This is a genomic window from Streptomyces sp. NPDC003284 (assembly GCF_053589675.1).
On the sequence record NZ_JBSFSI010000004.1, the window covers coordinates 147,717 to 159,281 of the forward strand.

At 72.4% G+C, this 11,565-nt stretch carries 11 protein-coding genes; 7 read left to right on the top strand and 4 right to left on the bottom strand.

Features of this window, described 5'->3' with window-relative positions:
- Positions 1–56: 56 nt before the first annotated feature.
- Positions 57–1,307 (bottom strand): FAD-dependent monooxygenase, encoded by a 1,251-nt coding sequence (locus ACWDYF_RS10685; protein WP_389467704.1) that lies wholly within the window; start codon positions 1,305–1,307, stop codon positions 57–59.
- A gap of 79 nt (positions 1,308–1,386) precedes the next feature.
- Here ACWDYF_RS10685 and ACWDYF_RS10690 point away from each other — a divergent pair, with 79 nt between their 5' ends.
- Complete coding sequence (locus ACWDYF_RS10690; RefSeq protein WP_389467912.1) at positions 1,387–2,055, top strand: TetR/AcrR family transcriptional regulator C-terminal domain-containing protein; 669 nt, start codon at positions 1,387–1,389, stop codon at positions 2,053–2,055.
- 33 nt (positions 2,056–2,088) lie between these two features.
- Here ACWDYF_RS10690 and ACWDYF_RS10695 read toward each other — a convergent pair whose 3' ends face one another.
- The gene (locus ACWDYF_RS10695) at positions 2,089–2,679 is read right to left on the bottom strand and encodes a TetR/AcrR family transcriptional regulator (RefSeq protein WP_389467707.1); all 591 of its coding nucleotides are present in this window, start codon (positions 2,677–2,679) and stop codon (positions 2,089–2,091) included.
- Between the two features lie 157 nt (positions 2,680–2,836).
- Between ACWDYF_RS10695 and ACWDYF_RS10700 the strand changes: the two genes are divergently transcribed.
- From ACWDYF_RS10700 to ACWDYF_RS10715, 4 genes are all read left to right on the top strand, one after another.
- The gene (locus ACWDYF_RS10700; protein WP_389467710.1) at positions 2,837–3,829 is read left to right on the top strand and encodes an alpha/beta fold hydrolase; all 993 of its coding nucleotides are present in this window, start codon (positions 2,837–2,839) and stop codon (positions 3,827–3,829) included.
- 272 nt (positions 3,830–4,101) lie between these two features.
- Positions 4,102–5,598: a flavin-containing monooxygenase gene (locus ACWDYF_RS10705; RefSeq protein ID WP_389467713.1), complete on the top strand. Its 1,497-nt coding sequence runs from the start codon at positions 4,102–4,104 to the stop codon at positions 5,596–5,598.
- 33 nt (positions 5,599–5,631) lie between these two features.
- On the top strand, positions 5,632–6,600 hold the full coding sequence (locus ACWDYF_RS10710; protein WP_389467716.1) for an AurF N-oxygenase family protein: 969 nt from the start codon (positions 5,632–5,634) through the stop codon (positions 6,598–6,600).
- A 109-nt stretch (positions 6,601–6,709) separates the two neighbouring features.
- Positions 6,710–8,320, top strand: coding sequence for an FAD-dependent oxidoreductase (locus ACWDYF_RS10715; protein ID WP_389467718.1), 1,611 nt, complete (start codon positions 6,710–6,712; stop codon positions 8,318–8,320).
- A gap of 24 nt (positions 8,321–8,344) precedes the next feature.
- Here the strand turns inward: ACWDYF_RS10715 and ACWDYF_RS10720 are convergent, their stop codons facing one another.
- Positions 8,345–9,034 (bottom strand): TetR/AcrR family transcriptional regulator, encoded by a 690-nt coding sequence (locus tag ACWDYF_RS10720; RefSeq protein WP_389467720.1) that lies wholly within the window; start codon positions 9,032–9,034, stop codon positions 8,345–8,347.
- Positions 9,035–9,135: 101 nt separating this feature from the next.
- A complete protein-coding gene (locus tag ACWDYF_RS10725; protein ID WP_389467723.1) occupies positions 9,136–9,954 on the bottom strand; it encodes an IclR family transcriptional regulator in 819 nt (272 codons plus the stop codon).
- A 273-nt stretch (positions 9,955–10,227) separates the two neighbouring features.
- Here ACWDYF_RS10725 and ACWDYF_RS10730 point away from each other — a divergent pair, with 273 nt between their 5' ends.
- Both ACWDYF_RS10730 and ACWDYF_RS10735 read left to right on the top strand, forming a co-directional pair.
- Entirely contained in the window at positions 10,228–10,359 is a 132-nt protein-coding gene (locus tag ACWDYF_RS10730; RefSeq protein WP_018565808.1) for a hypothetical protein, read from the top strand.
- A 174-nt stretch (positions 10,360–10,533) separates the two neighbouring features.
- Positions 10,534–11,562 carry an ABC transporter substrate-binding protein gene (locus tag ACWDYF_RS10735; protein WP_389467725.1) on the top strand — a complete coding sequence of 343 codons (1,029 nt, stop codon included), beginning with the start codon at positions 10,534–10,536 and terminating at the stop codon, positions 11,560–11,562.
- The last annotated feature ends 3 nt before the right edge of the window (positions 11,563–11,565 follow it).

An 11,565-nucleotide genomic window follows, 5' to 3' on the forward strand; every position in this document is an offset into this window, starting at 1 on the left:
AGGAGTGCGGGCCCCGGTCCGGCTCGCCGCCGCCTCGCCCGCGCCGCGCCCCGCTTTCAGAGGGCGCCGGACGGTGCCGGGTCCTCGGGGAGTTCCCAGGCGCCGCCGCGGTCCCGCGTGGCGAGGCGTGCGGCGAGGCCGGGGATGCGGAGGAAGCAGGCCAGTGCGGTGGTGGCCTGGAAGGCGTCGATCGCGCGCCGCGTCATCGGCAGGCCCAGGCGCAGCAGGCGCGGGTTGACCTCGCCCTGGATCTCGTCGACGAAGGGCCGCAGCACCCGGTCGTAGCCCGCCAGCGCGGCCGGCAGGTCGTCCGGGTGCCGGTTGATCTCCCCGGCCAGGACGTGGGCGCCGACCAGGCCGCCGGAGACGCCCATGCCGCTGTAGGGCGAGGCGCAGTGCGCGGCGTCCCCGGCCAGCACCACGCGCCCCTTCGACCAGGTGTCGGTGCGGACCTGGACGACCTCCTGGGAGTAGAAGAACGGGCTGGTCCGCATGCCCTCGACGAAGCGCTCGGTCTGCCATCCGGCATCGCGGAAGCGGCTCGCCCAGAACGCGTGCCGGTCCTCGACGGGCGCCCGGTGGATCGCCGAGGCCTCCGCCGATTCCTCCCGCAGGACGAAGTACACCTGGGTCTCGCTCGGGCTGTGGCTGCGACGCATGATCTGGCGGCCGCCCGGGACCATGCAGGTGTCCCGGATGCTGCTGTCGGACGCGATGCGCGGGACGAACCAGTAGGCCATGTGGATGCCCGTGCGCCAGTACGGGTCGAGGTCCTGCGGGAGGATCGCCCGCCGGATGCGCGATCCCTGTCCGTCCGCGCCGATCAGGAGGTCGTACGCGCCGGAGGACCCGTCGGAGAAGTGCCCGACGACCTTCCCGGCGTCCTGCTCGAAGCCCTCCACGCCCACGCCGAAGACGTACTCCGTGTCGTCCTTGGTGGCGTCGTGCAGGATGCGCACCAGGTCCCCGCGCATGATCTCGTACTCGGACGTGAGGGTCTGCCGCCCCTTCCCCGAGGTGTTCGCCATGATCGTCGCCCTCGGCCTGCCGTGTGCGTCGATGAAGGCGACGCCCGCCTCGTCCACGAGCTTGCGGCGTACGGCGTCGAGCAGCCCCATCCGCCTGACGGCCTCGATGCCCTGGCCGCGCAGATCGACCTGGGCCCCGGTGTCCCGCAGCGCGGGAGCGCGTTCGGCGACGGTCACCCGGTGGCCGCCCCGGGTGAGCCAGAAGGCCAGGGCCTGGCCCGCGATCCCGCCCCCGGCGACGAGAACCCTCAGAGGCTGTCCGCCCGATCCTCTCGTCATGCCCGTCCCTCCAAAATCTATCAGTGAAAGATTCCTTTCCAGCGTCATCTATCAGCGATAGATTGTCAACGTGACCAAGATGAACCGCGAGACCGTCGTCGCCGAGGCGCTCGGTCTGCTCGACGAGGTCGGGCTGGACGCCGTCAGCACGAGAAGGCTGGCGAAGCGGCTGAACGTCGAACAGCCGTCGCTCTACTGGTACTTCCGCACCAAGAAGGACCTTCTGGCCGCCATGGCCGAGGCGGCGATGGCACCCCATGCGAGCGCGCCGCTGCCGGTGCCCGGCGACGACTGGCGCGACTGGTTCGCGGAGAACACACGCGGCTTCAGGCGCACCCTGCTGATGCGCCGGGACGGAGCACGGCTCCACGCCGGGAGCACCCCCGTCGGTGATCTCGACCGGATCCGGCGCAAGATGGAATTCCTCGTGGCCTCCGGCGTCCCCGAGCGGGATGCGCAGATGGCGATGCTGGCCGCGAGCCGCTTCACGGTCGGCAGCGTCCTGGAGGAGCAGGCTGAGACCGGGAGCGGAAGCGGGAGCGGGAACGGGAACGGAAGCGGGAGCGGGAACGGAAGCGGGGCCGGTACCGGGAGCGGTGCGGCTCCCGGTGACGGGGTGGACCTGCCGGCCGATGTACCGGTGATCGATCACGAGTCGGCGTTCGAGGCGGGGCTCGCCCTCATCCTGGGCGGTCTGGCGCACCGCGTCGGGCCCTCGGGCCCGCCACGGACGTCGACCGGCGGCTGAGTCCCGGCGAGCCGGGTTTTGCCGGACGGAACCTCAGTCGCTCGCGTCGAGCGTCCGCGCCAGCGCGTCGAGGGTCACGTCGACGATGGCGCGCAGTTGCTCCGCGCTCGCTCCGGCCCTGCTCATGACGGCGAGTGACTGGTTCACGGCAGCGAGGTGGGCCGCGTAGGAGTCGGCCGCCTCGTCGTGCAGTCGGCCGGCCTTCAGCGCGGCGCGCAGCCGGGCGTGCTGGCGGCCGATCGCCTCCCGCGCGTGCGCCGCGACGTTCGCGCTCAGCGCGGGGGCCGCCATCACGGTCTGGGCCACCAGGCAACCGTCGGGCACGCCGGGGTCCGCGATGCGGTCCAGCGTGATGTCGAAGAACGCCCGCGCGGCTGCCAGGGGCCGGTCGGCGGCGCAGGACAACGCGGCGTCGTACTTGCCTCCGTACCGCGTGGTGTAGCGCTCCAGGCAGCGGACGAAGAGCGTGTCCTTGTCCCCGAGGGAGGAGTAGATGGAGCTGCGGTTGAGTCCGGTCGCCCGGGACAGGTCGTCCACGGACGTGTCCGCGTAACCGGCCCGCCAGAACTGGATCATCGCGGCATCGAGCGCCGTGGCCATGTCGAACTGCTTCTTGCCCGCCATGCCGCGCCTTCCTCCCGCTCCGCCTTGCCTTCCGGTGGCGTCCATCCTCTCACCTCGGAATCATCTTGAACTGCTCGGTTCAAGATGAGTTAGGGTGAAGGCATGCCGACGCGCGGCGCGGCCCCGGCGACCGCCCTCACATCAGTGGAGGAGACTCATGAACGACCCCGCAAGCGCCCCCCGCACCCCCCTCACCCCCCGCGCCACCGGCAACCCGGTCCGCGGCCTGGCGCTGCCCGACCTGGCCGGTTTCGCCCACCGCTGGGTGGACGCGGACGGCGTGCGGCTGCACGCCGTCGAGGGCGGGCGGCCGGACGCTCCGACCGTCGTGCTGCTCGCCGGGTTCCCGCAGACCTGGTGGGCATGGCGCAAGGTGATGCCGGACCTGGCCGACCGGTTCCATGTCGTCGCGATCGACCTGCCGGGCCAGGGCCACTCCGAGCGGCCGGACATCAGCCACGACACGCACACGGTCGCCGCGCACGTCCATGCCGCGGTCGAGGCGCTGGGGGTCTCGGCGTACTGGCTGGCCGCCCACGACATCGGCGCGTGGGTCGCCTTCTCCCTCGCCCTGGAGCACCAGCGCCAGTTGCGGGGCGTGGCGCTGCTCGACGCCGGCATCCCGGGCATCACCCTCCCCGACGCCATCCCGACCGACCCCGAACAGGCGTGGAAGACCTGGCACTTCGCCTTCCATCTCGTGCCCGGTCTGCCCGAGACACTGCTCAGCGGCCGCGAACGAGAGTACGTCGGCTGGTTCCTGAGGGCCAAGTCCCTCTCCCCCGACGCCTTCGACGACGCCGAGATCGAGCGCTACGCCGCGTCCGTGGCCGCCGAGGGCGGTCTCCGTGCCTCCCTGGCCTACTACCGGGACGCCGCTGAGTCGGCACGGAAGAACCACGAGGCGCTGGAGCAGCGGCGCCTGACGGTCCCGGTTCTCGGGATCTCCGGCAGCCACGGCTCCATCCCCGACATGGCGGCTTCCCTCAGGCCATGGGCCGCCCACGCCACCGGGGTCGTCGTGCCGGACTCGGGGCACTTCATCCCCGATGAACAGCCCGCCGCCGTCGCTGCCGCACTGGCCGCCTTCATCACCGAGGACGAGGAGGACGGGGGAGCCGAGGGAGAGGAGGCAGAGGAGGGAGTGTGAGCGGGATCCGGTCTTCCGTGGGCGCTCGCGCGGACTCCCGTGTGCCGGGTGCGGTCCGGCCCTCGGCCCTCCCCCTCGAAGAATCGGTATCTTGATGTGACCCACATCACGTTACCGGAGGTATCTGAAACACCGTGTCGCAGGTAAGTTGCCGTTCATACGCAGAAGTTGGAACCGCGTGTCCGAGCAACTGCCGTGCCCCCAGGGGCAGGGCGCGTCTCCGCCCCCGCCTCTGCCCGGAGGCCCGCGAGCGAGAGTGAGGATCCTCCGCGATGGAGCAGACCCGCGTCGACGTCCTGGTCATCGGCGCCGGAATATCCGGCATCAGCGCCGCCCGCCACGTCCTGCGTGACAATCCCGGCGCCTCGCTCGTCGTACTCGAACGCCGCGCCCGGGTCGGCGGCACCTGGGACCTCTTCCGGTACCCGGGGATCCGCTCCGACTCCGACATGCCCACCTTCGGATTCGGCTTCCGCCCCTGGCGCGACAAGCGCATCCTCGCCGACGGGGCGAAGATCCGGCAGTACGTCGAGGACGCCGCCGACGACAGCGGCGTCCTGGGACGCGTCCGCTTCGGACGCCGCGCGCTCAGCGCCGACTTCTCGCACGACACCGGGCGCTGGACGGTCGAGGTCGACGACGAGAACACCGGCGAGCGCGAGTCGTACAGCGCGGGCTACCTCGTCGGCGCGACCGGCTACTACGACTACGACCGGCCCTACCGCCCCGAGTTCCCCGGCGAGGCGGACTTCCGGGGCACCCTCGTCCACCCGCAGCACTGGCCCGAGGACCTCGACCACACCGGCAAGCGCGTCGTCGTCATCGGCTCCGGCGCCACCGCCATCACCCTGCTGCCCGCGATGGCCGACGCCGCCGCGCACATCACCATGCTCCAGCGCTCGCCCACCTATGTGCTCGCGCTGCCCGAGGTCGACCCGCTCACCGCCGTCCTCCAGAAGCTGCGCGCCCCCGCCCGCCTGACCCACAAGGTCGTGCGCTCCCGCAACATCGCACTGCAACGCGGGAGTTACGCCTTCTGCCGCGCCTACCCGCGCCTCGCCCGCAAGGTGCTCCTCGGCCTCGTACGGGCCCAGACCGGCAAGGGCGTCGACATGCGCCACTTCAGCCCCAAGTACAAGCCCTGGGACCAGCGCCTGTGCGTCGTCCCCGGCGGCGACCTGTTCAAGGTGCTCAAGAGCGGCAAGGCGTCCATCGCCACCGACCACATCGACACGTTCACCGCCGACGGCATCCGGCTGCGGTCCGGCGAGGAGCTCAAGGCCGACATCGTCGTCACCGCCACCGGCCTGACCGTCCGCCTCATGGGCGGCATGGCCCTCAGCGTCGACGGCGAGCCGGTGGACGTCAAGGACCGCGTCCTCTACAAGGCCGTGCTGCTGGAGGGCGTCCCCAACATGTCGCTCGTCATCGGCTACACCAACGCCTCCTGGACGCTGAAGGCGGATCTGGCGGCCGACTACACCGCCCGGCTGCTCGCCCATATGCGGCGCCACGGCCACGACATCGCCACTCCGGTGGCCTCCGACGGCGACCGCTCGGCGTTCTCCGTCATGGGCGAGGCGCTGACCTCCGGCTACATCGCCCGCGCCGACGAGGTCATGCCGCGCCAGGGCACCCGCGACCCGTGGCGGCTCTGGAACAACTACTACCGCGACCGCGCCCTGCTCCAGAACTCCCCCCTCGACGACAGCCCCCTTCGCTTCGAGAAGGCCGGCGCGCCACGGACCGCGCCGACCCGCGCCGCCTGACCGCTTCGCGTACGACAGGAACCGAGGACGAAGATGACCGCGAACCTGACCAGGAAGCTGTACGACGAGCGTCTGCGGACCCTGTCCGAGGGCTCGGTGAACGTCAACTTCAACGCCTTCATCGACATCAAGTGGGACGACCCCGAGTTCGCCGTGGACACCAGCGACCCGCGCTGGGTCCTCACCAGCGCGGACGCCCTCGGCGCCCACCCGTGGTACCGGGAGCAGCCCCTGGAGACGCGGATCCGGATCGGGATCTGGCGGTGGGCGGTGATCGCCAAGGTGGGCATGCAGTTCGAGAACATCCTGATGCGCGGCGCCCTGGACTACCTCTACGAACTGGGCAACCGCAACGAGGAGTTCCGGTACCTCACCCACGAGATCACCGAGGAGACCCACCACACCCAGATGTTCCAGGAGCTGGTCAACCGCACCGGCGTGGACACCGCGGGCGGCAAGCGCTGGTTCCGCAGGGTGAGCCGCTTCCTGCCGCTGGCGGGCTCGCTCTACCCCGAGGCGTTCTTCACCGGCATCCTCGCCGGTGAGGAGCCCATCGACCACCTCCAGAAGTCGGCCCTGCGCAGCGGCGAGCCGGTCCATCCGCTGCCGCAGCGGATCATGCAGATCCACATAGCCGAGGAGGCGCGGCACATCTCCTTCGCGCACGAGTTCCTGCGTCTGCGCGTCCCGCACATGGGCAAGGCCCGCCGCGGCGCCCTGTCCGTCCTCTTCCCGCTCATCATGCGGGTCCTGTGCGACGTCATCATGATCCCGGACCGCAGGTCCGCCGCGCAGGTCGGCATCCCGGCCTGGGTGGTCAAGGACGTCTTCTGGAAGTCCGAGGCGGGCCGGAGGATGCTCCACGACCTCTTCTCCGACGTACGGATGCTCGCCGAGGACATCGGCCTGATGAACAAGGTGTCCCGGCCGGTCTGGAAGGCCCTGCGCATCGACGGCCGCCCGGCCCGCTTCCGCGGCGAACCCGCCCTGCACACCGACTGACGGCGCCTTCACCGGCTGCACCGACTGCGTCGACTGCGTCAGCTTCACCGGCTACCTCGGCTTCACCGCGCTTCACCGCGTTTCATCACCGAACGGAGAACAGCCCGCCGTGCCGTACGTCGTCACCCGCTCCTGCTGCGCCGACGCCTCCTGTGTGCTGGCCTGTCCGGTCAACTGCATCCACCCCGCGCCGGGCGAACCCGGCTTCGGCACGGCCGAGATGCTCTACGTCGACCCGCGCACCTGCGTGGACTGCGGCGCCTGCACGACGGCCTGCCCGGTCGACGCGCTCAAGCCGCACACGAAGCTCGGCGAGGGCGAACTGCCGTTCCTGGAGCTGAACGCCGGCTACTACCGGCGGAACCCGCACGCCGACCGCACCCCCATGTACGTCGTACCGCGTCAACGCTCGGTGCCCGAAGGCGAGTTGTCCGTGGCCGTGGTCGGCGCGGGCCCGGCCGGGATGTTCGCCGCCGACGAGTTGCTCCGCCACCCGGGCGTCAGCGTCACCGTCCACGACCGGCTGCCGACGCCGTACGGTCTCGCGCGGGCCGGTGTCGCCCCGGACCACCAGGACACCAAGCAGGTCACACGGCTCTTCGGGGCGATCGAGTCGCAGCCCGGCTTCCGCTACCGCCTCGGCGTCGAGGTCGGCACCGACCTCACCCACGCCGACCTCCTGGCCGAGCACCACGCGGTGCTCTACGCCGTCGGCGCCGCGACCGACAGACGCCTCGGCATCGAGGGCGAGGACCTGCGCGGCAGCGTCTCCGCGACGGACTTCGTCGGCTGGTACAACGGCCACCCCGACCGGGCCCACGACGACCACCCGCTGGACACCGAGCGCGCCGTCGTCATCGGCAACGGCAATGTCGCCCTCGACATCGCCCGCATCCTCACCGCCGACCCCGGCACCCTCGCCCGTACCGACATCTCCGACCGCGCCCTCGCCGCGCTCCGGGCCGGCCGGGTCCGCGAGGTCGTCCTGCTGGGCCGCCGCGGACCCGCGCAAGCGGCGTTCACCGTGCCCGAACTCCTCGCGCTCTCCGCGCTGAAGGACGTGGACGTGCTGGTCGAGGGCTGGCCCGACGGCCTGGACCCGGACACCGGCGAGAAGACCCGGCTGCTCGCGGATCTGGCCGCCCGTACACCGGCCGGGGGCCGCCGCCGCATCGTGCTGCGCTTCCTGACCAGTCCGGTGCGGCTCACCGGCGACACCTCCGTACGCGCTCTGGAGATCACCCCCACCGAGCTGTACGAGGACGAGGACGGCACCGTCCGCGCCCGGCCCACGGGCGGCGGCACACAGACCCTGGAGACCGGCCTCGTCCTGCGCTCCGTCGGCTACCGTGCCCGCCCGGTTCCCGGCCTGCCCTTCGACGAGGCGAGTGCGACGGTCCCGCACGAGCGCGGGCGGGTCGGGCCCGGTGTCTACGTCGCGGGCTGGATCAAGCGCGGCCCCACCGGCTTCATCGGGACGAACAAGACCTGCGCGCAGGAGACGGTCGCCTCGCTCCTGGACGACTTCGCCGCGGGCCGCCTCACCGGACCCGCACGAGCCGTCCGTACGCGGACGCAGGCGCTCGACCTGGACGCCTGGCGCGCGATCGACCGGGCGGAGCGGGCGGCGGGCGAGGCGCAGGGCCGCCCCCGCGTCAAGTTCACGGACGCCGAGTCCCTGCTCAGCGCCGCGCGGGCGGCCCGGACGGCCCGCACCTGACGGTCACGGGGTTGCGCGGTGGGCTCAGACCCGCTCCAGGTCCGCCACCCGCTGCCCCGGCGAGAGTTCCACGCCCAGGTCCCGCAGGGCCGCGTCGAGGACCGCCCACACCGAACGGCACAGCATCGCGCACAGTTCCTCCTCGGACTGCTCGCGCCGCTCGTCCCGCATCCACTGGTTGACCGACGTGTCCACGAACCCCACGATCCCGATCGCGACCGACCGGATCGGCGCCTCGCTCACCCCGAGCGCCTTGAGCACGTCGCTGAACCGGTCGCTCAGCATCATCGCGATGGCCGTCTTCGTGTCCGCCACCAGCGACCCGTCGCCCATCGCGTGCTCCCCGACCCCCATGTAGGCGTACAGGCGCGGGTGGTGTGCCACCCAGTCCAGATGCGCGCCGATCACGCGCTGCACGGCCTCCTCGATCGTCCCGTCGAAGGTGAGCGTGGGCTCCATCCGCCGCATGAACAGCTCCACCACCCGGCGGCGGATCAACTCGTCCAGATTGGCACGGTCCTTGAAGTGCCGGTACAGCACGGACCGCGGCAGACCCACCCGCTCAGCGAGCCGCTGCACCCGGAAGCGCGCGCCCTCCTCCTCGATGAGAGCGACCGCCGCGTCCACCAACTCGACCTGCCGCTGCGCCTTGTGCTCGCCCCACCGGGTGGAGCGCCCGTCGATCTGCGGCTCACCGCCGGTTCTGTCCGCCATCACGCCAGGATATCGGCCTCCCGCACGCCGACGGCGGGCATCGTCGTTCTTGCCGCCGCCCCTGGTCACGGGGCCGCGTGGCCCAGGCGCCGGACGGCCGCTCACGTCCCGTCGCGCCGCTCGGCCGGTGCCAGCAGCAGCACTTCGAGCGCCCGCGCGCAGGAGAGGGCCCGTTCCAGGAAGCGCGGCAGGGCCGCCGCCGTGATCAGTTCCGGGGTCCCCCGCACCGCCAGCGCGAACCGTGCGTGACCGGCACGGTCGAGGACCGGTACCGCGAGCGTGCGCACGCCCTGTGCCGACTCGCCGTCGTTGAGGGCGTGGCCGTCCTCGCGTACGCGCCCCAACTCCGCCCGCAGGGCGTCTCGTTCGACGATCGTACGCTCGGTGAAGGCATGCAGCGGCGGCAGCGAGCCGAGGTCGGGGTCGCCGGGGCGCGGCCACGCGAGGAGTACCTTGCCGAGCGCCGTCGAGTGCAGCGGACGGCGCAGCCCCACCTTCGGCGTGACCGATCCGCCCGCGACGATGACCGCGTACGGTCCGCTGCGCAACGCCAAGTCGGCGGTGGCACCGGTGCGTTCGGCCAGGTCGGCCAGTTCGGGTGCGGCCAGGTGCAGGCCGCGCTGGTGGTAGGAGAGCCGGCCCAGCTCGGTGACGGCGGGTCCGAGGCGGTAGCGGGACGTGCGGAAGTCCTGCTCCAGGAAGTCGGCGGCCAGCAGGGTGCGCGCCAGCCGGTGGGCGGTGGACATCGGCAGCTCCAGGCGGCGGGCCAGGTCCGACGCGCTGAGGTCAGGCCCGTTGTCGTGGAAGCAGTGCAGGAGGTCGAGCGCGCGGCGCACCGCCTGAGCGCCGGACGGTGCCCGCGCCGGTGGGGGGACGGCGGCGGACGCCGGACGGAGGGCATCGGCTGCGGAATCGGTCACTGCGGTCCTCGGGAATGGACGGTGACGGGAACCCCCGTACTCTATGCCGCTCCCACATTACGGCAGCGCTGGACGGCCCGAAGGGGTCTGTGCAACAAGGCGTTCACACTCGTTCCCACATGGTGGGAAGCGACTTGCCGTGCCGTCGCGCGGCGTGCCACGCTGCGGCCACAGCGGGCCGGCCTGGCCCGTACCGAGAAGACCTCGGGGACCGGACCGAAGAGGCCTCGGGACCGAAGAGACCTCGGAGACCGAGGAGAGGGGAGCCGCGCCATGCACCGTCGCACCGACCGCGTCGCGCCCACCGCTCCCGTCGCCCTTCCGGTCCCGGCCGTGTTCACGCTCCGCCGCCACATCGACCTGGCCCGCGTGACCAGCGCCTCCTGTCGCCGCGCCCGCGCCTGAGCGCCGCAGCACCCTTTCTCCCCGCGGGCCCGTACGACGTCCCGTACGACGTCCCGTACGACCTGCCGTACCGCTTCCCGCACGACGTGCCGTACGGCCTCGCGCAGCACACGCCGCGCACGCCCCGACGGCCTGCCCGCGCGCCGCCCCCGCCCCTCACCCCCGGGACCCCGCATGCCCTCGCACACCTCCGTCCGCGGCACCCGCACCGCCACCCCCAAAACCCTCTGGTTCACCCGCTGTCCCGTGCCCACGGCCACCGGCATCGCCGCCGACCGGCGCTGGCTGGCCGACGAGTTCGCCGCGGACGGGATCGCCGTACGGTCCCTCCAGGACGCGGCACCCGATGTCGACCGCCAGACCCACTACACCCACGCGCTGCCGGGCCTGTTCCGGGAGGGCGGCAATGTGCCCGCCCTGTGGGCCCGTGCGCGCGGCGAGCGGACCCGGCTCATCGGTCTGACCTGGATCGAGGAGCGCCAGGCGATCCTCGTGCGGCCCGACAGCCCGGTGCGCGGCGCCGAGGCGCTGCGCGGTCTGCGCCTGGCCGTGCCCCGGCACTCCCTGGCGATCGACTTCTGGCGGGCCATGGCCCTGCGCGGCTTCGAGGGTGCCCTCGCCTCCGCCCGGCTCACCCTGGACGGCGCCCGCCCGGTGGACGTCCCCGCCGACGGACATCCCGGACAGTGGGCCGCCGAGCTCGCCGCCCTGCGCCGCGGTGAGGTCGACGCCGTCTACGTGAAGGGCGCCCTCGCCGTCGAGGCCGCCCGGCGCGCCGGAGCCCGCGTCGCCGTGGAACTCGACGAGCTACCCGACCGGACCCACCGGGTCAACAACGGCACCCCGCGCCCCATCACCGTGCACCAGAGCCTCCTCGACGACCACCCGGGCCTCGTCGACCGGTTCCTCGCCGTCCTGCTGCGCGCCGCCGACTGGGCCGCGGACCACCCCGCCGACGTGGCCCGCATCCTCGGCGCCGAGACCGGTGCGGGCGCCGAGGGCGTCGCCGGGGCCTACCGCCCCGGCACCCACCGCACCCTGCGTCCGGATCTGTCCGCCGACCGCCTCGACCTGCTCGCCCTACAGGAAAGCCGGTTGCGCGCGCACGGCTTCCTGCCCGCGGCCGTCGACGTACGCGCCTGGGCCGATCCGGCGCCGCTGCTCCGCGCCCGACAGCTCCACCCCGCCCCTGAACGTTCGTGAGGA